This window comes from Hyphomonas sp. L-53-1-40 (assembly GCF_000682775.1).
GTDB lineage: Bacteria > Pseudomonadota > Alphaproteobacteria > Caulobacterales > Hyphomonadaceae > Hyphomonas.
In genome coordinates this window covers 320380-346310 of record NZ_AWFI01000012.1, presented here as the reverse complement: position 1 = coordinate 346310, position 25931 = coordinate 320380, and the positions used below count along the sequence as shown (strand labels likewise).

Genomic DNA, 25931 nt, shown 5'->3' with positions numbered 1-25931 from the left:
GATGATCAGACATGTCGTCCGCCAGCATGTTTTCGTCCCCCAGCCGCGCACTTTAGGCCGGGAATGGGGGGTGACAAGTATTTTCCGGGGAGGCTTAACGCCCGACATATATCAGCGTGCCTTGCGGGACGAGGGTCATGAAGGTGTCGAGGTCGGTGCGCGAAAAGGCGATGCAGCCATTCGAGCGCCCCAGCTTGCCGTAGTTGTCGATCATCGCAGGTTCGGCATAGGCGGCAGAATGGATGACGATGGCGCGACGGCGGGCATTGGCATTGGTCTTGTCGAGGCCATCGAGACGCAGCGAGCGGCCATGTTTGCCGTAATATTCCTCGGCCGTGAGATAGGCGCCTTGCGGACTCGCCGAGGAGCCGGGCACATCAGAGAAGGCATCAAGGAAGCCATCATGATCCTTGTCGGAACCCCGGCCATGCGTGGCGCGATAGGCTTTGACGAGGCCGGTTTCGAGATCGACCACGAAAAGGCGCTTCTGCGCAGAATGCAGGCCATAATCGACGATGACCAGTCGGCTCGGATTGGTTCGGTCGGAATGCCGGCTCATCGCCTGTATGGCCTCGCCCAGCAATTCCGGCCGGATCATGCGATCGGGATCAATCTCGGCGGCGTGCGATGGTACCGGAAGGAAACAGAGATAGAGCAGGATCAGCAAGCGGCGCATGGGTTATCGGGCTTTCGAGCGTGTGGACGAGGTGTCGGTTGGCTGGACGGGGGACCGGATGAAAGACGCCGCGGAGGCGCTGGAAGACTAATACGATTTCGCGGACGAGGATGACAATCATGACCGCCACCAAGGCGAACACGGCAAAACTGAGCAGGGCGAGGGCGGTGACGAGAGTTTCCAATTTTCGCACAGTGCGAACCTTTCATGTGAGCTGGCCAATGCGGACGTCGCGGAAGGCCTTGGCGTCGCGTAAGCCGTGAGTATGGTGTGACAGGAAAACTTGTAGAAAAGAGGGCAGAAAATGGCCGAGGGAGAAACCGCTGCAGAATTGTTCACGGGCACCAAGCCTGTGGTCGAGTCGCACAAATTCGATGAGGCGAAGCTCGCCGCGTGGATGGAGGCCAATGTCGAGGGGTATCAAGGCCCTCTGGAAGTGCGCCAATTCAAGGGCGGGCAGTCCAACCCGACCTACCAACTGGTCACGCCCAACAAGAAATATGTCATGCGCCGCAAACCGCCGGGCAAGCTGTTGCCGAGCGCACACGCCGTGGACCGCGAATTCCGCGTGATTTCCGCGCTCTACCCGCTGGGATATCCGGTCGCACGCCCCTATGGCCTGTGTACCGACGAAAGCGTCGTCGGCACGATGTTTTACGTCATGGACATGGTTGAGGGCCGCATCCTGTGGGATGGCACGCTGCCCGATTATGAGCCAGCCGAGCGCCGCGCGATCTATGAGGCGAAGGTGAAGACCTTTGCTGATCTCCACAATGTCGACTGGCGCGCTGCAGGCCTGGAAGGCTTCGGCAAGGAAGGCGACTATGTGGCCCGCCAGATCCATCGCTGGACCAAACAGTACAAGGCATCTGAGACCCAGCATATCCCGGAGATGGAACAGCTGATCGAATGGCTGCCCAAGAACATCCCGCCGGGCGACAAGACCACGATCGTGCATGGCGACTATCGTCTCGACAATATGGTGTTGCATCCGACCGAGCCAAAAGTAATCGCGGTGCTGGATTGGGAGCTTTGCACGTTGGGCGACCCCCTTGCCGACTTCTCCTATCACCTCATGAACTGGGTGATGCCGCCGGGGGATTCCTCGCGCGGCTCAATCATGGCGATTGATGACCTCGAGGCCTGGGGAATTCCGAGCATGGACGAGTATGTCGACATGTACTGCAAGCATACGGGCCGCGATGGCTTGCCGGAGCTGGACTACTATTTTGCCTATAACGGATTCCGGCTTGCGGGAATCCTGCAGGGCATCATTGGTCGCGTTCGTGATGGCACTGCAAACAGTGCCAATGCCGAGTCGAACGCTGCACGGGTGGTGCCGCTGGCGCAGTTTGCGGCCGAATATGCCCGCCGGGCCGGGATGTCCGGGTGAGCTCTGACCTGTCCGGCCCGCCGGGCAGCGGGTCTGATTACCGGTATCTGAGCCGACGCGACATCTGGCTGTTGACGCTGGCCTGCGCGGTGGTGACGGCCAACGCCTATTACATCCATCCGATCATCGCTCTGGTGGCGGAAGATTTCGGCGCGTCGCCGTCGGAGATTGGGCTTGTGCCTGCGTTCAACCAGATTGCGCTGGCGCTCGGCATCTTCCTTTTGCTGCCGCTGGGGGACCGGTTCAGCAACAAGCGATTGGCGACCGTGTTTGCCGCAGGCCAGTTCGTCGGCATGCTGGCCATGGCATTCGCGACCGATTTCCGGTTGTTCATTGCAGGCTCGACATTTCTCGGATTTTCAACGATCACGCCCTATTTGCTGCCGGCCTATGCGTCGAAGCGCGTGCCGCCCGAACGGCTGGGCCAGACCATGGCGATGCTGACCACGGGCGTCATCTCCGGCATTCTCGTTGCGCGCGTGGGCGGCGGCTGGCTGGGTGAGTATTATGGCTGGCGGTCGGTATACTATGTTGCTGCAGCATTGATGGGCGGGGTGACGCTGTTGCTGCCGCGGATCATGGATGAGCGACAGGGGCGCGGCGATGCGCAGGAAAAGCAAAGCTATGTCGGACTTGTCATGTCTGTGTTCCCGGTTGTGCGGCGACACCCGGAAGTTCTGCTGTCTGGTGCGATGCAGGGGCTCGGCTTCGGTGTCTTCCTGGCGGTGTGGCTCGGGCTCGGCCTCTACCTGACCAGCCCTGAAATGGGCTATGGTGCTGATACGGTAGGCTATCTGGCGGCGCTTGCGCTGATCAATGTGTTCACCACGCCGTTCTTCGGTGGTTGGGCCGACCGGATCGGGCCCCGACGGCTGAGAGCATTCGTAGCGCTGGTGCAGTTTTCCGGCGTCTGCCTGCTCGACGTGTTCGGCCACAGCCTGTGGATGTTGCTGGTGCCATTGATGCTGATGAATGTGGTCGGGCCGCTGATTGATGTCACCGGGCGGATGACGTTCCTGAATCAGCCGCCGGAAGTGCGCACGCGCCTGATGACAGCATATATCGTGCTGATGTTCATCGGAGGCGGGCTGGGCAGCTGGGCGGGCACATCCGTTTATGAAATCTGGGGTTGGTCGGGCACCGCCATGATGGCGCTTTGCTTGTCAGCTACCTTGTTGGTGTTGGCATTGATTGCCGTGCGGCTGGATCCAAAACGGTCGAAAACACATGCTGAGGAGGACGCAGATGGCTGACAGTGAGGGCCCACGCCCGACCTTCTGGATACCAATCCAATCGACAGAGGACCCCAACCGGTTTGAATTCGTCGCGCGCCAGAGCGCCTGTGCGGGACCGCCAGACCGGCAATTCCTGATGGGCGGCGTGTCCATGGCCGCAGGCGTGCATGCATTGGAGACTGCGATCGGGCGCCCTCTGCTATGGGCAACGGCACAGTTTGCGGGCGGCGCGACGCTGAACTCGCGCATCGACATCACGGTGCGCAAGCTGGCCGAGGGAAGGACCGTTGTGCAAGCGGTTGCCGATTTGACGGAAGACGGTCGCTCGGTCTTGCACGTTTCAGCCGCCTTGGGCGGATGGGATGACAGCGAGGGGCGGCAGTTTTTGAACATGCCCCCTGTGCCGCCGCCAGCGGAATGTGCGGAAAGTCACGAGATACCCTTCTCGCGGGACGACAATCTCGCCGGACGGATCGAGCGCCGCTCTGTGCATCAGGATGATACGACAGCGGAGGAAATGGTCTGGGTGCGGGTGAAGGATACCGGACCCGCGGATGCCGCGCGACTGTCGCTGATCTCAGACTTTTTCCTTGGCGCACATACCCGCACGCGAGGCGGGCGAAGCCTCGACAACACAGTGCGCATCCACGCGCTTCCGAAGACGGACTGGGTGCTGAATGTGACGCGTATGTCGGGCTTTGCTGCCGGCGTCGCTCATGGCGTTCTGTACCAGTTCGGAGAAGACGGCACCTTGCTGACAACGGCCAGCCAGACAGGCCTGTTGCCGCCGCGATAAACCTTGCCGGAACACCCCAGATAGAAGACGATGAAGGACGGAGGAAACATGACAGAGACAATCAAGGGGCCACTGCGCGCGCCCGCTCAGATGCTGCAAGAGCAATCTTATGATGGGCATAAGAGCCTTCATGATGACAGCGAAGCGGAGCGCCTCGGCATCAAGGCCGGGCCGATTGAAGGGCCGACGCATTTCTCGCAATTCGTGCCATACCTTGCCGAAATCTGGGGCGACGCGTGGTTCGAGCGCGGCTGTTTCTCCAGTCATTTCCTGAACATGGTGTTCGAGGGTGAGAAGGTGCGTGTCGAAGTCGATCGCCCAGCGCCGGGGGCGACGCGGACAATGTGCCGGGCGTTCAAGGAGGATGGTACGCCGGTGCTGGAGGCCAGCGCATCGATTGGGCCGGATCATGGTGAGACATTGCTCGAAGCGCGCATGGCAAAGCTGCGCCCGGCGGGAGACCTCGTGATCCTCGCCGATATGAAAGTGGGCATGACCGGCGCAGCCGACGAGACGGTTACGATGCACCCGGATCAGCATATGGGAAATCTCTATCCCTTCTCACTGGCTGACAAGTTGAAGGTCATCACAGAGCCGATGGATGTATACTCCGATGGCGCTGCGGGGCCGTGGGGCAAACCGATTGTGCCCCTGGAAATGGTCAGTGTGCTGGGAAACTACTCCAACCGGAATTCCAAATTCCCGGTCAAGCAACCTGCGATTGGCCTGTTTGCCGATCTGGAAATCCGCATGGTTGATGGGCCACTGCTGGTCGGGGAGACCTATCTGTTGCGTCGCGAGGTCGTGGCACTGTCGGAAAGCCGACGGGTCGAGAATTACTGGATCCGCACACGCTTCTTTGATGCGACCGGCAAGACGCCGGTTGCCGAAATGCTGCTGAACCATGGTGTCATGAAGGCGAGCTATCCGGACTATCCCGCTGACCGGCTGCCGGCCTGAGGCATGGGCAGTTTCGATACACTTCTCTACACGACGCAGGATGGCTATGCGCGCATCACGCTGAACCAGCCCGAAAAGTTGAATGCCCTTTCCTACCTGATGCAGTCGGAATTGTCGGCGGCCTTGTGGGAGGCTGACAATGACAGGTCAGTGCACTGCGTGATCCTTGAGGGGGCTGGGCGTGCCTTCTGTGCGGGCTACGACCTTTCCGGTGCAGACGGCGATGTGCCGGTGTCGCCGGTGGAGGACAAGGATACCAAATCCTATCGCGGTCATCGCAGCCTGGATGATGATGCGTGGCAGTTGGAACGGCAACAGCGCTGGCGCATGGCGCTGTTCGACATGCACAAGCCGGTGATTGCAAAGGTTCATGGCTATTGCCTGGCAGGCGGGTGTGATCTCGCATTGATGGCGGACATGGTGATTGCGGCAGATGATGCGACATTTGGCTTCCCTCCGGCGCGCGACCTCGGCGCGTTGCCAAACAATTTCTGGGTCTACAATTGCGGACCGCAATGGGCCAAACGGTTGCTGTTGACCGGCGACACCGTCACCGGCCAGGAAGCGCAAGCCATAGGATTGGTATTGAAGGCCGTACCCGGCGACTTTCTGGAAGCAGAGGTCACAGGGTTGGCGTCACGCATGGCAAAGATCGATCCCGATTTGCTATCTGCCAACAAGCGGATTGTGAATTTGTCCATGGAGCTGATGGGCGCGCGTACGCTTCAACGGCTTGCAGTGGAAAATGATGTGCGGGGCCACAACACCCGTGCCGCACAGGGGTTTCGTGACAGCGTTGCAGACAAGGGCCTGAAGCCTACGCTTCGCGCGCGGGATGCAGCCTTTGGAGACGGACGGGCCCGTGTCTTCGGTCCCGAGACCAGAAATGAGAATGGCCACCTGACCGGCCCGGAGGAAATGGAATGAAGGGACTGTTGTACCAAGGCACGCGCGACATTGCGTATGGCGAGGCGCCTGAGTTGAAACCGGAAGATACGCGCAGTGCCATCGTGAAGATGACCGCCTGCGGAATATGCGGATCGGACCTTCATATCTATCAGGGCCACGGTTTCAGCGACGAGACCGGCTATTGCGTCGGGCATGAAGCCGTGGGCGAGATTGTCGAGACTGGCAGTGGCGTGTCGCGGTTCAAGACAGGCGACCGGGTAATGATCTCGGCCGCTGTGGGCTGTGGCGCGTGCGTGCCCTGCATGTCAGGCAATATGAATGAATGCGACACGCATGGCGGGCGTTGCTATGGGCTCGGCCCCGGCCTGCAGGGCGTACAGGCCGAATATGCGATGGTACCGGTCGCGGATTTTGGCCTGGCGCGCATTCCGGACGGGATCAGTGATGACCAGGCCGTTCTGCTGACGGACAATTTGCCAACGGCCTGGCACGGGCTGAAGGGAGCAGATATTCATCCCGGTGCGACTGTTGCCGTGGTCGGGTGCGGTCCGATTGGCCTGATGGCCGTGGAAGGCGCTTTCCTGATGGGCGCGGCGAAAGTCTATGCGGTCGATCTGGTTGCGGAGCGGCGCGCCATGGCAGAGGCGATGGGTGCGGTTGCGCTGGACGCGAGCGAAGCCAAGGCCGTGATCGAGGAGCAGACCAGAGGCCGGATGTGTGACAGCGTCGTGGAATGTGTCGGCGCGGACCCGGCGATCCATCTGTCGCTGAAACTGGCCAAGGCCGCGGGAACGGTTTCCTGCATCGGTGTGAACCAGACAATGGATTTCAAATTCCCGATGGCGCTGGCCTTTATCAAGAATTTGACGTTCCGGACGGGCACTTGCTCGGTGCCAGAGCACTGGCCCGAATTGATCCCGCTGGTGCAGGCGGGCAAGCTGGCCCCGGAGCGCACCATTACCCATCATATGCCGCTGTCGGAAGGGGCAGAGGCGTATCGTATGTTTGACGCACGCGAGAATGGTGCGATGAAAATGATCCTGACACCTTGAGGGAGGGCTGACCTGATGACTTCTATGATTAGCAAACTGGCTGCGAGCGCAGCGCTGGCAACCGTGATGACCGGTACTGCAATGGCCGAGACAACCCTGATCCATGCCGGGCACGTGCTGGCCGAACCGGGCGAAGGTTACCTGACCCGCCAGACCATTACGGTGGAAGATGGCGAGATCGTCTCGATTGAAGCGGGCTACAAGCGCGCTCCGCGGGATGCGGACCTGATAGATCTCAAGGACGCTTATGTCCTGCCCGGCCTGATCGACAGCCATGTGCACATCACATTCGAGAATGGGCCGAATGACCGGATCAAGGCGTTCGAGTACACAGATGTGGATGCGGCTTTCGACGGCGCGGGCTTTGCCTACAAGACATTGCTAACCGGCTTCACGACGGTTCAGGATGTCGGCTCGTCGAACAATGCGATTTTCGGACTGCGCGATGCCATTGCAAAAGGTAATGTGCCGGGCCCACGCATCCGGGCCTCCGGACAGGGGATCAGCGTAACCGGCGGGCACGGCGACATCAACGGCTATTCGCCAGAAGTCATGGCAATGTTCACCGGCAAGAATATCTGTAATGGCGCCGATGATTGCCGCCGCGCCGTGCGCCAGCAGATCAAGGAAGGTGCAGACGTCATCAAGATCGCCGCGACGGGCGGAGTGCTCTCAAACACTCGGGCCGGACTGGAACAGCAGTTTACGGATGATGAGTTGGTTGCGATTGTCGAGACCGCGCATTCGATGGGCCGGAAGGTGACCGGGCATGCGCATGGCAAGGGCGGCATCGTGTCGGCGTTGAAGGCTGGCATCGATTCCATTGAGCACGGCTCCTATACCGATGATGAAACGATCGCCCTGTTCAAGGAGCATGACGCTGTTCTGGTTCCGACAGTGTTGGCCGGGGCAACGGTGACGGGCTGGGTCAACGAGCCCTGGCTCCCCGCGCCGAGCCGGGAAAAGGCCGCAATTGTGGGACCGTTGATGTTGGATATGCTACGCCGTGCGCATGAGGGCGGTGTCACAGTGGCGTTCGGCACGGATACGGGGGTGTCCAAGCATGGCGACAATGCGCAGGAATTCGCGTTGATGGTAGAAGCCGGGTTCACGCCGGAAGAAGCGATCCGCGCGGCGACCGTGGTCGCCTCCGAGCATGTCGAGATGGCAGATGTCATTGGTACGATCACGGCTGGCAAGCATGCCGACATCATTGCGGTCATGGGAGATCCCCTGAAAGACATTACTGAATTGCAGGATGTGGATTTCGTGATGAAAGGCGGAACGGTCTACAAGCAGGCGCAATGATCGGACCGGACTTCGCCTGAGCCGCGAAGCGTTTTGACTTTCCCAATCAATCGCCAGAGACTTGGCGATTGATGAGGATGCGGCGCAAGCGCCACGAAATTTAGAGTGAGTTGCATGAAACGAGATCTTTTCCTTGCCCGTGCGATCGCCGGGGCTGCGCTGTTCAGTGTTGCGGCGTGTGGAGGGGAATCGGCAGATGCGCCGAAAGCAGTGGCCGCCGAAAGCGGGCCTCAGTGTGTCCAACTCGCTGAAGGCGACTATTACTGGGACGGGGCGGCGTTTGTTGTCTCAAGCACACCCCCGGCGTCACAACCAACAACCATTGAGACGCGGCCAGAAAATGTTGGCTGGGTGGGCGCGCTAGAGCGTACATTCCCGGATGCCGGGTTCCCGTGGATGGGGCTGCATGTCAGTGGGCCGGTTGCCGTTCTGACTGGCCTGGCGCCGGATCCGGCCGCCAAGGAGCAGGGCTTTCTGGTCGGGCAGGCGGCCCTCGAGGACAATGCCGACGTCGCGTCCGATGTGACGCTCGTCGTGGATGGCATCTCGGTTGAAGAAGGCGAGCGGGGCGTGGGCGAGGCGCTGGCGGCATTGTCTGATGGCGAAGCCAATGCCGGGCGGTGCCAATCTGCGTTCAATGCCACGATGGATGGCCGCACCATCATGTTCCAGAGCAATCTGGCCATCATCTCGCCGACCAGCGAACGCTTGCTGGATGCGCTGTCGGGCGTGGCGCTGTTGTGTGATGCCCACGTGATCGAGATTGGCGGCCACACGGATTCTCGCGGCTCCAATCAATATAATGAAGTGATCTCCCAACAGAGGTCAGAAGCAGTGCGTGACTATATGGTCGAGCACGGCGTCGAGGCTGAAGCGTTGACGGCAGTCGGGTATGGGGAATCCCGTCCGCTGGACAGGGCCGAAACCTATGAAGCCTGGGCAAAGAACCGACGCATGGAGTTCAAGGTCTCGGAGCGACGCTAGAGCGCTCCAGGTGTGCGACCTGCCCCCGCTGTTTGGCCGCAGCGGGGGCTTTTGTTTTTGCGATCAGGAGATTGAGAGGATCAGTCCTTCGGAGGGGCTGACCTGGGCGTCGATGGTCTGCGTCCATGCTTTCGTGATTGCGTCTGCACCTTTGGCGTGGCGCGGCGTGACGAAGTCCTTCGAGGCCGTATAGAAACTCTTCAAGGCAGAGCCGAGCCGACGATTGATTTCAGCGCCGCCGAGCGTGGCTGCGCGTTCAGCGGCATAAGTTGGCACGAAGAAGAATTCCGGCTGAGGATCTGGCAGCGCGATGGGCGAACGGTCGCCTTCCCAATCGGTCACGCCGATGACGAGACTACGAACAAGCCGGTCTTTTAAGGCATTGTGGACATCTGCCGTCAGTGTGGGGCGTCCGAGGAAATCGACAAAGGCCGTCAGGCCGCGTGCATGCAGGCGGTCGGCGTCAGCATAGGTGCGGACGCGGCCATACAGGCCGGTCTTTTCCAGAAAGTCCTTGTTGCCGGGCGAGGTCAGCGCAACCGTGTCGACACCACCGCGAACCTTCAGGCAGTGAGCCAGCGCCATGGCAGTCTTGGACGAGGCAGAGGAGATCACAACGGTTTCCGGCACCGGGTCGCCGGTTTCCATCAGGCAGTCATCAATCATCCAACCCGTCGTGAAGAGTGGACGGAAAAGCATTTGCTGGTCTTCGAGCGCGGCATCGTAGGAAGGGTCGCCAGCAGTGTTGATGTATGTGTTGTAGATGGGCGCGAGGCCCTGGCGGTGGGCGGCGCCATCCATGAAACCATGTTTGCCGACGCTGACCGGCTCAACATCGAAATGTTCGGAGATGGGGAGATATCCGTACAGGCGGTCACCCTCATTCACATGTTCAGCCTTGGATTCCACCACAGTCGCGAACCCCCAGACGGGCACGCGGCCAAAGCTTGCATCTGCGGCGGGGAAGAAGTTCCAATACTGCATCTGGTCGCCAAAAGTGGCGTAGGTGACATTGTTGGCCGTCAGGGCAAACGTATCGACCTTGAGACGGGCAGCGCCGTCGGCCAGGGCAGGCAGGTCGGCTGGGGTCCAGCGCGTGTCGCGCAAATCATCACGGCGGATCAGGAAATCACTCATGTCTTCGCTTTCTTGCTCTTGCCCGTAAAGGCCGCGATTCGGTCCTGCATGTCAGGCCCAACCCCTTCGCAATTGAGTATCTCCCATTGCAGGCCACTATCCAAGTCTCGCGCCTCGGTCGCCTCCAGCAGACGCTTGTTTGCCGCATGGGAGAATGGCGAGTTGGCGAGTATGCGATCCGCCAAGTCCTGACAGGCGCTGTCGAAGTCGGCGTCTGCTACAACTTGCTCGACGAGGCCGATGCGGAAGGCCTCATCAGCACGGATCATGTCGGCGGTGAACATCAGGCGTTTTGCCGTGGCAATCCCTACACGGCGTGGCAGGCGCTGGCTCATGCCCCAGATCGGGGTAAGCGCCCATTTGGCATGTGTGTCCCCGAAACGTGCGCTTTCCGCGGCGATGATGAAATCAGCCGCGAGGGCAACTTCCAACGCACCTGTATAACAGTGGCCGTGGACGGCCGCGATGACCGGCTTGGGCAGGCGCTCCATCAGGCGGAGCGTTTCAGAGTGCCACCCCGGTGACGGGACTTTTTCACCTTCGGCAATGTCGCCAAGATCATGCCCGGCAGAGAAGCATTTGCCCGCCCCGCGCAGGATAACGCAATTCACACTGTCATCCGTCTCGAGGTCGAGCACATGATGGCGAAGTTCGCGGAACATGCCGACCGTGAGTGAATTGAGTTTGTCGGGCCGATTCAGGGTAAGAGTCGCAAGGCCGTCTTTGTCCTGACGAAGGACCAGCGGCTCGCTCATGTGCCGAGGTCCACCATGAGGCTTGAAATGGCGTGCACGAAATTGCTGGGCGCGAGGGTTTGTTCGCCCGTCCATTTTATGTTCGGAAAGCGTGCGAGGATGTTGCGATAGGCTGAGTCGAGCTGCATGTTGGCAACACGCTGGCCCAGGCAGACATGTGGGCCATGTCCGAACGCCAGATGTTCCTTCGCATTGGCGCGTGTGATGTCGAAACGGTTAGGTTCGGGAAATTTGGACGGGTCTCGATTGGCCGCGGCATAGTACATGACCACTTTATCGCCCTCGGCGATGGTTTGGCCGCCGAGGTCCGTCTCCGCTGTTGCGGTGCGGCGCATATAGGTGACGGGACTGACCATGCGGATCGATTCATGGACGAAATTGGGAAAGAGGTCCTCGTTCGCGATCAGCTTTTCCTTCTGGTCGGCGAATTCGGTCAGAAGGCGCATTGTGCCCGACAGCGAGTTGCGGGTTGTGTCATTGCCGGCGAAGACGATCAGGAGCCAGGAACCATCAAGAAATTCGGGGCTCAGGGGCTCGCCGTCGATCTCGACATTGGCGATCGCGGAAAGAAGGTCGTTCTGCGGATCGGCACGGCGCTTGGCCAGCATATGTCGACCGTAATCGAACATGGCCTGAATCTCTGACATGAAGGCCATGATCTGTTCGGGCGTGACATTTCCGAGGCCTTCCTGCTGGGCCTGGTATTGCGAATTTTCGAGGAAGTGCATCCAGTGGACAAGTTTCGGCCGATCTTCTGGCGGTACGCCAAGGATTTCGCAGAGCGTGAACAGCGGCAATTCGGCAGAGAACAGTTCCACCATGTCGACCACAGGGCCCTGCTTCTCCATCGCGTCGAGTAGCAGGTTGACCTGCACATCAACGCGCTTGCGCAACTCTGCCACGAAACCGGGACGGAAGAACTGCATATGCTCCATACGGAGCGTCGTATGGTAGGGACGGTCGAGGTTGATCAGGCTGTTCAGGCTGGATGAGTGCAGCAGCGGATGGCGGGGCGTGTCTTCCTGACCATAGGTCATCAGGATACCACCGCGTTGTGAAGAATAGATAACCGGGTCGAGCTCAACTTTCTTGACGAGATCATAGGAAGTCACCGCCCAGAAACCCGCGCCGACCTGTTCTGGATGCCACATGACGGGAGCCTTTTCGCGCATTTCTGCGAAGGCTTCATGAGTGTAGCCGCCGCGGGACGAGAAGACGGTCGGGTCCGTCAGGTCGACTGGCGGTGCGAGATCGAAGACGGGCTTGTTCTTCGGTGGCCGCGGTGCGGTATCTACCTGATAGGTCTCGGTTACGTTCTGAAGTGGCATGAGGGACCTCCGTATGGCTTTGCCGCCGGAGACCTATCAATGGCCGTCTCAGCGAGGCTTTGTGCGTTTCCTGGAAGGCAGCTTACCTGAAGGTGACCTGCTGCCAAGGCGTGACTTAGGGGCAGGCTTTTTGGAGGTGCGAGCCGGCTCGGCAGGCCGGGCAGCGTGCTCATTCGTCATCAAGTGGCCGATGGCTTGTTGTAGCAGGTCTGTCGGCACTTCCTCGACCGCGCCCGGGCGAAGATCGTCCAGCAGGAACGGGCCGTACTGCACGCGGATCAGGCGGTTCACCATGAGATTCACCGCTTCCAGTGCACGGCGGACTTCGCGTTTCTTGCCTTCCGAGAGGGTCACGGTTAGCCAGCTGTTTGCGCCGGTTTCCCGGTCGAACACGGCGGTGATCGGCTTGTAGTCGACGCCATCGACCGTGATGCCTTCGGCCAATTCGGCAATCTTGTAGTCGGTCACGGTGCCCTTGGCCCGCACACGATAGGTGCGTTCAAGCTCGTTCTTCGGCAGCTCCAGGGCGCGGGCAAGCGCGCCATCATTGGTCAGTAGCAGCAGGCCTTCGGTGTTCAGGTCTAGCCGGCCGACGGTGACCACGCGTGGCAGGGATTTGGGCAACTCGTCAAAGACCGTGCGCCGACCTTCCGGGTCAACAGTGGTGGTGATGAGGCCAGCCGGTTTGTGATATCGCCAGACGCGCGTCGCATCAGGGGCCTGAATGGTCTTGCGGCCCACGCGGATCAGTTCGCGGCCTGTGACCTTGAAGGCAGGAGAGGTCAGCTTGACGCCATCGACCGTGATCTTGCCATCCTCGATCATGCGTTCGACCTCGCGGCGCGAGGCGACGCCAGCGCGCGCAAGGTATTTGGCGATCCGCTCACCTTCGCTCCAGTCTTTCTCTTCGGCTGGACGCTTGGATTTTGGGGCTGGGCGTTGCTTGCTCGGGCTGGAAGGTTTCCGGCGCGGGCGGCCCGTCTCTCGACGCTCCGTCATGGGATATTCTTTCTGTTGCTTCAGAGCAGGAAGTGGAGGAAGGGCGCCGCAATAGCAAGGCCCAGTATGATCTCCATCGGAATCCAGATCGGGATCAGACCGGGCTCCCGGTTCTTGGCTCGGTCGAAGACTAGCGACATCAGGCGACCGGTGCCAGCGCCAACCCACCCTGCAGCGAGCGGCAGGACAACGAGCGTCGTCAGGATGTCTTCGGAACCCGTCGACAGATTCACAACCAGAATGGCCGTCATCAGATGTGCGAACAGGAACAGGCCGCCATAAGTGGCGCGAAATTCCGAATAGCCACCGGGGCGGAGCGGGTCCGGATCCTCGACGAGGCGAACAATGCGGCTGGCCCAAGCGGGGGAAAACATGGCGGACAGGCCGAGAACCGCCCCAAACAGAAGGGTGACGACAGAAACGATTTCACCGATATTCATGAGGCGCGTGCTCCGGGGTTGTCAGCTCAATCTAGAACGATTTTGCGGAATGCACAGGGGCTGAATGCTGTCAGGACGCCTTGCTGAACAAATCGATCGTCTTGGCGATATCCTGCTCCGGGCGGCCAAGCAGATAGCCTTGGCCTCTGCGAACGCCCAGCAGTTTGAGTGTATTCAGCTCTGCCTCGGTTTCGATACCTTCGGCGATGATGTGGGCCGACGTTTCTCGCGTATAAAACAGCAGTGCGCCGATCAGCGCACGACGGGCCAAGTCCGAATCCACATTGCGGGTCAGGCTCATGTCGACCTTTACATAGTCCGGATTAAGCTGAACAATGTGGCGGAGCGAGGAGTGACCGGCGCCAGCATCATCCACGGCGAGCCGCAGACCAGCATGGCGTAGTGGGCGCAGCACCTTGGTGAAGCCCTCATAGTCGTCAATGACGGCGTGTTCAGTGATTTCCAGCAGGATGCGGTCGAGCGGCAAATTCAGGAAAGTGCTCGCGAATTGATCGCTGATCACTGTGGAGGGTGAGGCATTGACGGAAATGTACTGGTCGGGTGCGATCTCGCGGATCTTTTCCACAGCCTGTCGGATCGAAGCGAGTTCCAGTTCAACGGACAAGCCAACGGCAGCTGCCTCGTCAAACCAGACATCCGGTGATCGGTAAGGTTCAGCCGAGAAGCGACAGAGGGCTTCATACCCGCTGGGGTGCATTTGGCCGAGGTCGACAATTGGCTGGTAGGCAATGGCGAACGCGCTTGTATCCAGGGTCTCGAGGATACGCTCGCGCTTTTCCTGCAGGATGCGGCGTTCCTCGTAATCCTTGTCGATCTGTTGTGCGGCCAGGTTTGCGAACAGGCGCATGGTTTCCAGATCGCGATCATTGAGACTCGTGTTTGCCTCCGGGCTGAGGCAACAGAACATGCCATATGGCGTGCCGTCCTCAAGGCGGATCGGAATGCTCATATGTGCGCCAATCGGAATTTCGCGCGTGATCGGCATGGCGAGAGCCAGCGGATTTTTGGAGGTATCCGGAATGAGTTCGGGTAGGCGACCTTCAAGTACGTGCAGGCAATAGACTTCGGTCAGGTCTCTGCTGTCTCCCGGCTTGATCAGGTTTTCGAGCCCCGGCGCGTCTACATAACGAAATACGGACTCGCCCGCGACAAATTCCGATATGTAGGCAATCGGCATTCCTAGGTGTTGGCGAATGGCTGTCAATGCAGAGTTGATTGCCTGCCGGGATGTTTCCGCACGTCCGTCTAGAACCGTTGAAGGAAGTGAGAATCCGGTCATTCGTTCAAGCCCCTGAGACTCGCATTGGTTTACTGGCGAAGAAGACCAGTTTCAGTGGCAACAGTATCCCAGTGTCCCTTAAACTCCGTTCCACACTTCATTGAAGCCCAACACTCTTTCTTCGGACTTTCGTAAGAGTTTTTGAGGGCGACTTGCCGGATCATAACTCTATCGATCGCGACAATTTCGGCCCTTTTCGGCACGCATAGTGCGGGTGTAGGCGTATTGATATTGGGTAACGGGGTGGCATGGCATGGCCGGGCACGAATGAAGCCGAAGATTCTGACAACAATCCGGACCTATTCGGGGCCGCTCTTTGTGGCGGACCTCTTTGCAGGTGTGACGGTCGCGCTGGTCGCTATCCCGCTTAGCCTAGCCATTGCAATTGCGTCAGGAGCTGACCCTGCGGCCGGTCTTGTTACGGCAGTTATCGCAGGATTCCTTATTTCATTCCTGGGAGGCAGCCGGGTTCAGATCGGCGGGCCGACTGGCGCATTCATCGTCGTTGTGTTCGGCGTGATTGTTGCGCACGGCTATGACGGACTCGTTCTGGCGACGTTCATGGCGGGGATCATTCTGATTGTCGCCGGACTGTTGCGGGCAGGAAATCTGATCAGTTTCGTTCCGGAGGCGGTCGTGAACGGCTTCACCGTCGGCATCGCCATTATCATTGCGGCGAGCCAGCTGAATGACCTGTTCGGCCTGACAACTTCCGACCTGCCGGCGGAATTCTTCGGCAAACTGGAAGTGCTTTGGGCGGCGCGCGGGACGGTGAACTGGGCATCGGTGGGAATCGGAGCTGCGACAGTGGCACTGATCGTCGGGTTACGGCGGGTTGCACCGAAATTCCCGGGCCTGATCGTGGCAGTGGGACTGACGTCAGCCGTCGTGTATTTCTTCCACTTGCCAGTCGATACAATCGGCAGCCGGTTTGGGGCATTGCCGAGCCAGTTGCCGATGCCGAAATTGCCCGGGTTTAGTCTGGACCGTGTGACGGAACTCCTGCCCTCAGCCTTCGTAATTGCTTTTCTGGCGGGTGTGGAATCCCTCCTGTCCGCGATGGTAGCGGACCGCATGACCGGCGGGAAGTACCGACGCAATGCTGAAGTGATGGCGCAGGGAGCAGCGAATATTGGATCGGCATTGTTCGGTGGCTTGCCTGCTACGGGCGCGATTGCGCGCACAGCGACGAATGTGCGGGCAGGCGGAAAGACGCCGGTCGCCGGTATTGTTCACGCGCTCACCATCCTGATGGCCGTTTTGTTCGCGGCGCCCTTGGCGGGGTATCTGGCGATGCCCGCACTGGCAGGACTGCTGATGCTGACGGCATGGAACATGAGCGAGCCGCACAAATGGCGAGCTTATATGTCGGACGAGAAAGCGAATGTCGCGCTGTTGCTGATTACGCTGGTGCTGACCGTTGTGGCCGATCTGACAATCGCGATCGGTGTAGGTGTTTCTCTGGGACTCGCGATCCGTTTGCGGCGTCGGCATGTGGGGCCTGCTGATTGGAGCGAACCGGAGCGCTAGGGCCGGTCAGATAATGCCCGCGGCTTTCCAGGCTTCCTTTGGCCAACGGCGATGCTGCCAGAACCATTGGCCCGGATTTGCGCGGACCTGTTCTTCAATGAAATCGGTAATACGCTGGACGCTGCGCTGGATGTCTGCTGCCTCATCACCGGTGATTTCAGGCACGAAAGGTTCATGGAAGGTGATCCGAAACCGGGCCGGGCCGGTGCGTACAGTAGACACGGGCACGATAGGGACGCCGTATTTCATGGCGAGGCGAGTCGGTCCCGGCGCGGTCATGGCTTCATGACCGAAGAAGGGTACCGCGATACCCTCGTTGAATTTCTGGTCGTTCATCAGCGCGATGGTCTGGCCCTTGGCCAGAGCGCGCATTAACTCACGGGTGCCGACGCCCTTGGGTGCATTGATCTGGGTGCCATAGGCCGCGCGGAGATCCGAGATGCGTCGATCAATATGGGGGTTGTTCAAAGCGCGGTAAGTCATCACCGCGTCCGGCAGGCGCTGGGTGATCGTGGCGGGCATGATTTCCCAATTGGCGAAGTGGCCGGAAATGAAGACCGCGCCCTTGTCGCTGGCCTTCAGGCGATCAAGCACTTCAAGACCGACAATATCCACACGTCCAGACGTATACGGATCGATGGATGGCAGGTGCGGCAGTTCACCTGCGACGCGGCCGGCACTCTCCCATGCATCAAGTGCCGTCTGCTCGATCTGTTCATCCGTCCAATCCGGAAAAGCGAGCCGGAGATTGCGCTTCACTGTCTTGTGCTGAGAAAGGCGCGGGCCGATCTTCTTCATCAGCCAGCCACCAAAATCGGAGGCACGGTCTGGGCCAAGCAACTTCATTGGCCCCCAATAAAGTAGATCCCAGCCAATGGTTTCCAGCCGCCACTGGACGCGCTGCCAGAACGTCGCACGATTGTCGATATCTTTTGGGCGAATATATTTCGGGGCGGTCTGCGTCATGAATTGTCTGGATAGAGGAGCGGGTTGAGCAGCGCGTCAAGCTGGCGGATGTCATCAAACTCTGCGGTGACCGGGAATTGCAGGATGCCGCCACGATCATCGGGATGGATACGGACATAGTCCTTGCTGGTCGTGATCAGGCGCGCCCCATGGGATTTTGCGAGCTTGTGGAGGAAGCCGAGTTCCTTTGGTGAATAATCATGGTGATCCGGATAACCGACCGCTTCGCTTATCTCGCCGCCATGATCTTTCAGGCTGTCAAAGAATTTCTGCGGACGTCCGATGCCTGCGAATGCCACCAGCGGGCCAGACGGTGCGGGGGCCGAGGGGACAATCCTGGCCCGCAGCACGGGCAGGCCGCTCTGCTGCACGCGTTCTGGGACATCGCTATCCCCCATCAGGATCACCGCATCGGCGCGGGCGAGTCCATCTTGGACAGGTTCTCGCAACGGGCCTTTGGGCAGGACGTAGCCATTGCCGAAAGGGGCAGCCGCATCAATCACGACGAACGACAGGTCCTTCACGATGCCGGGATTCTGATGGCCGTCATCCATGATGGCGACCTTGGTGCCATAAAAGGCCATCAGTTGGACCCCGGCGAACCTGTCCTTGCCGATCCAGCTTTCGCCGGTCTGGGACAGCAGAAGAGGCTCATCGCCGCACATGTCTGCGGTGTGCCAGGTTGGATAGATCTTCTGTGGACTGATTTCGGAGCCACCATAGCCGCGTGACAGGCTGGACGCGTGAATGCCTTTCAGCTCGATATGATGGCGGATAGCCTGCACGATGGGCGTCTTGCCGACGCCGCCGGTCGTCAGGTTGCCGACGCAAATGACGGGGATCGATGTGCGCGCCGGGGTGGCCTTGGCCAGCTTGCGACGGATGCCCCATGTATAAAGAGCGGCAAGAGGGCTGAGCAGAGCGCGAGTCAGGGGCGCAGCTTCCCGAGATTTCGGATCGAGCCCGGCCGACCAGAAGTACGGCGCCTTCATTGTAGCAGGCCTGGTTCGGGAAGAAGCGGCAACAGGGCTTCCAAAGTCACCGTCATGGGCGCATCAGCCGCTTCATTCAGGGCGGCAAGCGCTTCGGCAGCTGGCGGTTCCATTGTCAGCAGTGCCTTGCCTATGGCCTTGGGCGTCTTCAGGCGCCGGATTAGACCGCGCTTTTCCAGATCATCCATCATTGTGGCGAAGTTGAACACATCGGGACCCGTCACGACAGGGCGACCGAGGCGAACAGGTTCCAGCGGATTGTGTCCGCCGACGCCTTCCGTGTGCCCGCCGCCAAGAAAGACGGCATCTGCCAGGCGATACCAGAGGCCCATTTCTCCCATCGTATCAGCGAGCAGGATTCGGGTACGGGGTGTGGGTGTCTCGCCGCGGGACCGGCGCGCCAGCGGCAGGCCGCGCGTCTTGAGCAGGCTTTCGATGGCGTCGCCGCGGTCCGGATGGCGCGGGGCAATGATCAGCGCGGTGTCGTCATTGCCTTTGAGGGCATCGAGGAAGATCGCTTCCTCGCCGTCATGCGTCGACGCGGCTAGGATACAACGCCGGTCGCCAAGGAAGTTCTCGCGCAGGCGGCGGATTTCCACTTCACTGGCCGAAGGCGGTGGGAGGGCAGACTTCATGTTGCCGGTGGACTGGACTGGCTGATTGAGCAGGGTTTCCAACCGTCGCGCCGTGTCAGTATCGGCGGCAAGGACAACATCAAAGCGACCGACGAGGCGTTGGAAGGCTCCGCTGAGCTTTTGCCAGCCTTCTGCAGACGAGTCCGTCATGCGGCCATTCACCAGTGCGCGTTTCGCGCCGGACTTTTCCGCTTCGAGGATCAGGTTGGGCCAGAATTCGCCTTCGCCAAAAATGCACAGGTCTGGTTGCCAGTGCTGGATGAAGCGGCGGGCGATCGCCGGCGTATCAAGTGGCGCCATGAGATGGATGGCACGGTCGGGCAGGGCGGGGCCGAGCAGGCGCGCCGATGTCTGGGTCTGGCTGGTGAAGAGGAGCAGCAGGTCCGGGCGCTTTTCGAGCAGTCGCTGGCCCAGTTCGAGCAGGAGTTGGCTCTCACCGACGCTGGCGCCGTGTAGCCAGACGAGCGTGGGGCATATTGCGGGCGAGCCGCTCGTTTATGCGGCCATAGTCTTCCTTGCCGGCGCGGGCGCGGCGTTTCATTACGCCGCCCAAAAAGGGCGATGCGGCCTGCGTCAGGGTCCGGTAAAGATGGATCGCGGCTGTCATGTCTTGTCTGAATCCGATTGCGTCTCAGCAGGATAGCCCGCCAGCATGTCGGCTCTCCGGGTCGCCTCATCAAGCCGTTTCTGCAATTCGGCCTGAATCTGCTGAGGATCGCTGTCGCGTGATACGAGGATTGGTTCGCCATATACAATGGCACCTCGTGCGAACGGATAGGGAATAATCAGGCGGTCCCAGGTCGACAGGCGCGAGGCCGGTTTTACCGAGAGCGCGTAGGGCAGTATTGGCACGCCCGCGCGCTGGGCAATCATGACCGCACCGGGGCTGACGATTTCCGCCGGACCGCGGGGGCCATCGGGCGTGATACAGACCACAGTACCCGATTTGAGCAAACGGACTGCTTCGGCAATCGCGCGGATGCCACCCTTGTCCTTCTTCGCCTTTTTCTTGTTCCCGGCTGAGCCCCGAATGGGGTGAAGCCCAAGATGGGCGATCGCGCGGGTGACGGCCTCCCCATCGGGGGACAATGAAACCAACATCGCGCCGTTCTGTATCTGGCCGGGCCAATGCTTCATGTTGCGGATCCAGCCACTGGGCAGGAGGAGAATACGAGAGTGCCAGCCCGTAAGGACGACGCCGTTATAGTTGGTCCACAAGCTGCGCGCTGACTCTTCCCCTTCGACCTTCCACCGGACCGAACGCGCAATCAGGGACATCCAGCCCCAAATCAAAACGCCGAGTATGGAGGTCATAACCTTGGATCGGAACAGGGATTTCATCGCACCGCCTTATACTGCGCTTCGGCGCGCTCACCATGAATTAGATGCGCGGGATAAGTGAATGACAGGTTGAGGCAGGGCGCAACGGGGCGAATGGTGGGCGATAGTGGGTTCGAACCACTGACCCCTGCCGTGTGAAGGCAGTGCTCTACCACTGAGCTAATCACCCAATTCAGCAAAGCAGATGGCGTAATCTGCGCCTGAGTCGAGGTCAAGTCCGGATGTCTGCTGGCGCTGAGTCGCGTAAAATGACTGATTATAGATATGCATAAACACATTCCTCGCATGCATTACAATCGTTTGCGCATGCACCCTTGGGGGGACGACTTCTCGCGCTAAGGGTAGAAATGCGTCGCTGTACCATGATCTGGTTACAAGGATTTGGTAGTTCTTTAGATTTTTTCTGATTGTGAGCAGATTTCTGTTTGCGATAACATGAATATGAACAGGCGTTCATTATGAACGGATGTTCATCGGAGAACCTTACACTAGTTTCATTCGAAATTAGCCTTGAGAAAACCACAAAAAATGGTCATGTTCCGGTCACACAAGACAGCCCGACGAACGGACTGCATGATCATATAAGAAGGACAGGCGGGGGCCTAAGGCCCCAATAACAGTACAGCCTGGAGAGAGAGAAAAATGAAAGACTGGTGTGACGAAGACGGCGCAAAGCGCCTTCGCGAGAAAATTAGTGCCTATTGGGCAGAGCGTGGCTATGAAGTTGATGTCGACCTGATCGATGCTGGCTTTGTTCCGGCTATGCGGTCTGCACGCACTGATGTACGCAGCAATATGGTGAACGGCATGCCGCGTCGCCGTATTGCAAACGAAACGGGCTCTGCCCGTCCCAGCTACCGCCCACGCGAACAGCGTGAACTTTCGGCTTAGCTGACAAATCCATCCACAACTGAGACCAACCTGGAATAGTGCTCCAGCACGATGTCAGGTTTCAGCTGTTGTGGTGTTTCCTCTTCGTACCCGAACGGGACGAAAATGAAGGGCAGTCCGGCATTCCGGGCTGCCCTTTCATCTGTGCGGGAGTCTCCGATCATCAGAGCGCGCTCGGGCGAACCGCCGGCGGCCTCGATAGTGCGCAGTATATGGTCTCCATCCGGTTTCCGGCTGGGTACGCTGTCTGCGCCCACAATCGCGGCGAAGTAACGGGTCAGGTCCAGTTCTGCCAGCAGCTGGTCGGTAAGGGCCTGTTTCTTGTTCGTGCAGACGGCCAAAATTGCGCCACCGGCAGACAGGGTGGTCATCGCTTCCACTACGCCATCAAAGGCATGCGAGTGGTCTGAAATGTGTGCGGCGTAATAGTCCAGAAACTGCTCAAGAAAGACATCCAGGTCCGAATCGGACGGCGTGATGCCGTGCGCCAGCAGGCCTTTTACGATCATCGCGCGGGCACCGTGACCGATCATCGTGGCGATTGTGTCCAAAGTGACCGGCGTGAGATCGGCATTGGTCAGCACATGGTTCAGCGCTTCCAGCAGATCGGGCGCCGTGTTCACAAGCGTACCATCCAGGTCGAAGACAATTGTCCATCCGTCGAAGGGTTTTGACATATGCGCCGCAATTCCTTTTCGGTCTCGCCTTGAATCGGCCTTTGGTCTAGGCGAAAGGACTAGGGAAAGCGAGAGGGCAGAACCTGTGGAAAAACCGGCCAGAGAACGTGCAGCGGTCATTCTTGCGGCTGGCAAGGGCACGCGGATGAAGTCCGATCTGCCCAAGGTGATGCACAAGGTGGCTGGCAGGCCGATGATCGACTGGTCAATAGCGCTTGCCAGAGACGTCGGATGCGACCGGATCGTTGTTGTTGCACACCCATCACAAACGATTCTGATCGATCATGTTGGCGGGTTGCTGGGAGCCGACTCTCTTGCCTATCAGGATCCGCCTATGGGAACGGGTCATGCTGTGCGGTGCGCCGAGGAAGCGCTTGCGGGTTTCGAAGGCGACCTTGTTGTCCTGTATGGCGACAGCCCGCTCGTGCCGGCCTCTGCGATCGGGAGCCTGTTCGACAGTCTGAGCGACGGCGCGGCGATTGGGGTGCTGGGCTTTGATGCGGCCGAGCCCGGTCTGTATGGCCGCCTCATCACCTCCGGTCATGGAGACCTCGAAGCAATCGTCGAAGCGCGTGAGGCGACCCCCGAGCAACTGGATGTAACGCTCTGCAATTCCGGCGTCATGGCGGGCGATGCGGTCACCATGTTCAGCCTTTTGCAGAAGGTGACGAACGACAATGCCAAGGGCGAATACTATCTGACTGATCTTGTCGCATTGGCGCGGGCCGAGGACATGACCTGCAAGGCCGTGCGCTGCGATGAGGACGATCTGATCGGGTGTGATTCCAAGGCTGACCTTGCCGATGCGGAATCCATTTTCCAAAATCGCCGCCGCATGCAAGCCATGGCGGATGGGGTATCTCTGATTGCCCCGGAAACGGTCTGGTTTTCCCACGATACTTTGCTTGAGGCCGATGTGACTGTGGAGCCGAATGTTGTGTTCGGGCCCGGTGTGACCGTGCGGTCTGGTGCGGTGATCCGGGCCTTCAGCCATCTGGAAGGTGCGCAGGTCGGGCCGGGCTGTTCCGTCGGTCCCTATGCCCGGCTTCGCCCCGGTACCGTGCTCGAGAAAGACGCCTTCATCGGAAACTTCGTCGAGGTGAAGAATACGACGATGGGAGAAGGGGCCAAGGCGAGTCATCTTTCCTATCTGGGTGATGGACAGGTCGGTGCGGATGTGAACATCGGCGCCGGCACAATCTTCTGCAATTATGATGGCTTCCTGAAGTATCAGGTCCGCATTGAAGATGGCGCGTTTATCGGCTCCAACAGCGCTCTGGTGGCACCGGTCAGGATTGGGCGCGGAGCAGTCGTTGGCTCTGGCAGTGTCGTTACTGACGATGTTGCTGCGGATGCCCTGGCATTGGGGCGCGCCCGCCAGACGGAAATCAAGGATTGGGCGATTGAATTCCGGAGCCGGAAGGCATCGGAAAAGGCAGACAAGCAAAAGGGCTGAAGGCTGATGGCGAACGAGCACGAGAAAGAGAATGCCGCGATGGCGGCGATGGAATATGTCGAGGACGGCATGACCATCGGCCTCGGCACCGGTTCGACGGCGAAGTATTTCGTTGAGATGTTGGCCGAGGAAGTGGCTGACGGACTTGTGGTACGGTGTATCGAGACAAGCGAACAGACGCGCCGTCTTGCCAGCAGCCTTGGTGTTCCGTTGATCCCCTTCGAACAGGTTGAGCGCATTCATCTGACTGTAGATGGCGCGGATGAGGTCGATCCGCAGGGGCAATTGATCAAGGGCGGCGGCGCCGCTTTGCTGCGCGAGAAGATTATCGCCAATGCCAGCGATCACATGGTGGTGATTGCGGACCCGTCAAAACAGGTCGAACGGCTCGGAAAGTTTCCTCTGCCAGTGGAAGTTACACCGTTCGGATACACAATCACGGCGAAGCTTGTCTACGACGTGTTGGCGGCTTCCGGTATTGACCGCCCACGCGTACAACTGCGGTCGCTGACCAATGGTGAACTCGTGGTCACTGATGGCGGAAACCATATCCTGGACTGCCATTGCGAGCGCATCCCTGACGCTGAAGCGCTGGCTGCGCGATTATCCAATGTGCCGGGCGTTGTAGAGCATGGCCTGTTCATCGGCCTCGCGCGAACTGTCATCATCGGCAATGAGAATGGCGCTACGGTGTTTGAATTCTCCTGATCCCGCCTCATATGGGTGGTCGAAACCTGTAAAGATTCAAGGACCCTCCCATGACCGATGCGACACATGACTTTGACCTATTCGTAATTGGCGGAGGGTCGGGCGGTGTCCGTGCGGCGCGGCTGGCGGCGTTATCTGGTGCCAAGGTCGGACTGGCGGAAGAGTATCGCATGGGCGGCACATGCGTCATCCGCGGCTGCGTACCGAAGAAGTTCATGGTTTACGCCAGCAAGTACGGCAAAGACATCAAGAAGGCGGCTGGCTATGGCTGGTCTACGGGGGAGGTCAGCTACGATCATTCAGTATTCGCAACAGCAATGCATGCCGAAGTCGACCGCTTGTCCGGCATCTATTTCCGCAATCTGAAAAATGCTGGCGTCGAGATTTTCGAAGACCGGGCCGAATTTGTGGACAAGAATACTCTGCGCCTGAAAAACAGCGGAAAGACCGTGACGGCGAAGAAAATTCTGGTGGCCGTTGGCGGGCGTCCATGGCGACCATCTCCGGAAGAGCTGCCGGGCGTCGAACATACAATTACCTCTGACGAGATTTTCCATCTGGAAGAATTGCCGAAGCACCTGGTTATCGCAGGGGGCGGATACATCGCGGTAGAGTTCGCGCACGTGTTTGCCGGTCTCGGCGTGCCGACCTGCCTGGTCTATCGTGGTGAGGAAGTGCTGCGCGGTTTCGATGCTGATGTGCGCACCGAGGTGCATGAGGGTCTGAAGGAAGCTGGCGTGCAAGTCATTACCGGGACCGTGTTCGAGAAAATCGAGAAGCGGGAGGGGGCAGACCTGCCCTTGCACCTGACCATGACCAATGGTCATGCGCTCGACTGCGACGTCATCATGATGGGTGTTGGACGCCGTCCGAATACGGAGGGCCTAGGCTGCGAAAATGCCGGGGTCGAAGTAAACCAGAACGGCGCCATTCCGGTCAATGAGTGGTCGAAGACCAATGTCGATACGGTATGGGCTGTCGGTGATGTGACCGACCGTGTCGCGTTGACGCCTGTGGCTATCCGCGAGGGCCACGCATTTGCGGAGACAGAGTTCTACGACAAGCCTTGGCATTTTGATCACAGCGACATTCCGACAGCCGTATTCACTCAGCCAGAAGTCGGCACGGTTGGAATGACCGAGGCGGATGCTCGCAGGGAGTTCGGCGAAATCGACATCTACAAGACCAAGTTCAAGCCGATGAAGAATGCGCTGAACGGAGACCCGGTACGGGTTATGATGAAACTGGTCGTCCGCGCGTCAGATGAGCGCGTGCTTGGAGTCCATATTGTCGGTGACGATGCCGCGGAAATGATCCAGATTGCTGGCATCGCGGTGAAGATGGGCGCAACCAAGCCTGACTTTGACCGTACCTGTGCGCTGCACCCGTCTACGGCAGAAGAACTGGTAACGATGCGTCAGAAGTGGGTGCCGGACGTACAGGAGCTTTAACCAGATCAGGAC

At 59.4% G+C, this 25931-nt stretch carries 26 protein-coding genes and 1 tRNA gene; 13 read left to right on the top strand and 14 right to left on the bottom strand.

The features are described from left to right. Positions 1-94: 94 nt before the first annotated feature. On the bottom strand, positions 95-676 hold the full coding sequence (locus tag L53_RS07555) for a murein L,D-transpeptidase catalytic domain family protein (protein ID WP_051607703.1): 582 nt from the start codon (positions 674-676) through the stop codon (positions 95-97). Positions 677-980: 304 nt separating this feature from the next. Here L53_RS07555 and L53_RS07550 point away from each other — a divergent pair, with 304 nt between their 5' ends. The 8 genes from L53_RS07550 (at position 981) to L53_RS16335 (ending at position 9313) form a co-directional block, all read left to right on the top strand. Next, a complete protein-coding gene (locus tag L53_RS07550; protein ID WP_034813819.1) occupies positions 981-2069 on the top strand; it encodes a phosphotransferase family protein in 1089 nt (362 codons plus the stop codon). Continuing rightward, positions 2066-3322 (top strand): MFS transporter, encoded by a 1257-nt coding sequence (locus tag L53_RS07545; protein WP_233347654.1) that lies wholly within the window; start codon positions 2066-2068, stop codon positions 3320-3322. Before L53_RS07550 ends, L53_RS07545 begins: the two co-directional genes overlap by 4 nt. Then, on the top strand, positions 3315-4100 hold the full coding sequence (locus L53_RS07540) for an acyl-CoA thioesterase II (protein ID WP_034813816.1): 786 nt from the start codon (positions 3315-3317) through the stop codon (positions 4098-4100). The genes L53_RS07545 and L53_RS07540 overlap by 8 nt, the downstream gene beginning before the upstream one ends. Positions 4101-4148: 48 nt before the next feature. Then, complete coding sequence (locus tag L53_RS07535; RefSeq protein ID WP_084333221.1) at positions 4149-5060, top strand: hypothetical protein; 912 nt, start codon at positions 4149-4151, stop codon at positions 5058-5060. 3 nt (positions 5061-5063) lie between these two features. Next, entirely contained in the window at positions 5064-5987 is a 924-nt protein-coding gene (locus tag L53_RS07530; protein WP_034813810.1) for a crotonase/enoyl-CoA hydratase family protein, read from the top strand. Beyond that, positions 5984-7021, top strand: a complete 1038-nt coding sequence (locus L53_RS07525; RefSeq protein ID WP_034813808.1) for an alcohol dehydrogenase catalytic domain-containing protein — start codon at positions 5984-5986, stop codon at positions 7019-7021. The genes L53_RS07530 and L53_RS07525 overlap by 4 nt, the downstream gene beginning before the upstream one ends. Before the next feature lie 24 nt (positions 7022-7045). Next, complete coding sequence (locus L53_RS07520; protein WP_156947871.1) at positions 7046-8329, top strand: amidohydrolase family protein; 1284 nt, start codon at positions 7046-7048, stop codon at positions 8327-8329. 114 nt (positions 8330-8443) lie between these two features. Beyond that, the gene (locus tag L53_RS16335) at positions 8444-9313 is read left to right on the top strand and encodes an OmpA family protein (protein WP_051607702.1); all 870 of its coding nucleotides are present in this window, start codon (positions 8444-8446) and stop codon (positions 9311-9313) included. 63 nt (positions 9314-9376) lie between these two features. On the opposite strand, the gene L53_RS07510 is transcribed toward L53_RS16335, so the two are convergent. From L53_RS07510 to L53_RS07485, 6 genes are all read right to left on the bottom strand, one after another. After that, positions 9377-10450, bottom strand: coding sequence for a DUF2855 family protein (locus L53_RS07510; RefSeq protein ID WP_034813801.1), 1074 nt, complete (start codon positions 10448-10450; stop codon positions 9377-9379). Beyond that, complete coding sequence (locus L53_RS07505; RefSeq protein WP_034813799.1) at positions 10447-11205, bottom strand: enoyl-CoA hydratase/isomerase family protein; 759 nt, start codon at positions 11203-11205, stop codon at positions 10447-10449. Before L53_RS07505 ends, L53_RS07510 begins: the two co-directional genes overlap by 4 nt. Beyond that, the gene (locus L53_RS07500; protein WP_034813796.1) at positions 11202-12533 is read right to left on the bottom strand and encodes a cytochrome P450; all 1332 of its coding nucleotides are present in this window, start codon (positions 12531-12533) and stop codon (positions 11202-11204) included. Before L53_RS07500 ends, L53_RS07505 begins: the two co-directional genes overlap by 4 nt. Before the next feature lie 48 nt (positions 12534-12581). Continuing rightward, positions 12582-13532 (bottom strand): pseudouridine synthase, encoded by a 951-nt coding sequence (locus tag L53_RS07495; protein WP_034813792.1) that lies wholly within the window; start codon positions 13530-13532, stop codon positions 12582-12584. A 20-nt stretch (positions 13533-13552) separates the two neighbouring features. After that, a complete protein-coding gene (locus tag L53_RS07490) occupies positions 13553-13972 on the bottom strand; it encodes a hypothetical protein (protein ID WP_034813789.1) in 420 nt (139 codons plus the stop codon). A 70-nt stretch (positions 13973-14042) separates the two neighbouring features. Further along, positions 14043-15272, bottom strand: coding sequence for an EAL domain-containing protein (locus L53_RS07485; protein WP_051607701.1), 1230 nt, complete (start codon positions 15270-15272; stop codon positions 14043-14045). A 267-nt stretch (positions 15273-15539) separates the two neighbouring features. Here L53_RS07485 and L53_RS07480 point away from each other — a divergent pair, with 267 nt between their 5' ends. Beyond that, positions 15540-16802 (top strand): SulP family inorganic anion transporter, encoded by a 1263-nt coding sequence (locus L53_RS07480; protein ID WP_034813785.1) that lies wholly within the window; start codon positions 15540-15542, stop codon positions 16800-16802. 6 nt (positions 16803-16808) lie between these two features. Here L53_RS07480 and L53_RS07475 read toward each other — a convergent pair whose 3' ends face one another. From L53_RS07475 to L53_RS07455, 6 genes are all read right to left on the bottom strand, one after another. Beyond that, complete coding sequence (locus L53_RS07475) at positions 16809-17768, bottom strand: lysophospholipid acyltransferase family protein (RefSeq protein WP_051607700.1); 960 nt, start codon at positions 17766-17768, stop codon at positions 16809-16811. Continuing rightward, positions 17765-18760, bottom strand: coding sequence for a tetraacyldisaccharide 4'-kinase (gene lpxK / locus L53_RS07470; RefSeq protein ID WP_034813784.1), 996 nt, complete (start codon positions 18758-18760; stop codon positions 17765-17767). The genes L53_RS07475 and lpxK overlap by 4 nt, the downstream gene beginning before the upstream one ends. Continuing rightward, the gene (locus L53_RS07465) at positions 18757-19809 is read right to left on the bottom strand and encodes a 3-deoxy-D-manno-octulosonic acid transferase (RefSeq protein WP_233347695.1); all 1053 of its coding nucleotides are present in this window, start codon (positions 19807-19809) and stop codon (positions 18757-18759) included. The genes lpxK and L53_RS07465 overlap by 4 nt, the downstream gene beginning before the upstream one ends. 19 nt (positions 19810-19828) lie before the next feature. Further along, entirely contained in the window at positions 19829-20002 is a 174-nt protein-coding gene (locus L53_RS16980; protein ID WP_156947849.1) for a hypothetical protein, read from the bottom strand. Continuing rightward, positions 19999-20736 carry a lysophospholipid acyltransferase family protein gene (locus L53_RS07460; protein WP_051607698.1) on the bottom strand — a complete coding sequence of 246 codons (738 nt, stop codon included), beginning with the start codon at positions 20734-20736 and terminating at the stop codon, positions 19999-20001. Before L53_RS07460 ends, L53_RS16980 begins: the two co-directional genes overlap by 4 nt. Positions 20737-20830: 94 nt before the next feature. Then, positions 20831-20905, bottom strand: a tRNA-Val gene (locus tag L53_RS07455). A gap of 473 nt (positions 20906-21378) precedes the next feature. Here L53_RS07455 and L53_RS07450 point away from each other — a divergent pair. Continuing rightward, complete coding sequence (locus L53_RS07450) at positions 21379-21627, top strand: hypothetical protein (protein WP_034813781.1); 249 nt, start codon at positions 21379-21381, stop codon at positions 21625-21627. On the opposite strand, the gene L53_RS07445 is transcribed toward L53_RS07450, so the two are convergent. Further along, a complete protein-coding gene (locus L53_RS07445) occupies positions 21624-22304 on the bottom strand; it encodes an HAD family hydrolase (protein ID WP_034813777.1) in 681 nt (226 codons plus the stop codon). The genes L53_RS07450 and L53_RS07445 overlap by 4 nt on opposite strands. Before the next feature lie 85 nt (positions 22305-22389). Here L53_RS07445 and glmU point away from each other — a divergent pair, with 85 nt between their 5' ends. The 3 genes from glmU to gor are packed head-to-tail and all read left to right on the top strand — an operon-like array spanning position 22390 to position 25919. Continuing rightward, positions 22390-23760, top strand: coding sequence for a bifunctional UDP-N-acetylglucosamine diphosphorylase/glucosamine-1-phosphate N-acetyltransferase GlmU (gene glmU / locus L53_RS07440; RefSeq protein ID WP_034813775.1), 1371 nt, complete (start codon positions 22390-22392; stop codon positions 23758-23760). Positions 23761-23766: 6 nt separating this feature from the next. Continuing rightward, the gene (rpiA, locus tag L53_RS07435) at positions 23767-24468 is read left to right on the top strand and encodes a ribose-5-phosphate isomerase RpiA (protein WP_034813773.1); all 702 of its coding nucleotides are present in this window, start codon (positions 23767-23769) and stop codon (positions 24466-24468) included. A gap of 50 nt (positions 24469-24518) precedes the next feature. Further along, positions 24519-25919, top strand: coding sequence for a glutathione-disulfide reductase (gor, locus tag L53_RS07430; protein WP_034813771.1), 1401 nt, complete (start codon positions 24519-24521; stop codon positions 25917-25919). Positions 25920-25931 lie beyond the last annotated feature (12 nt).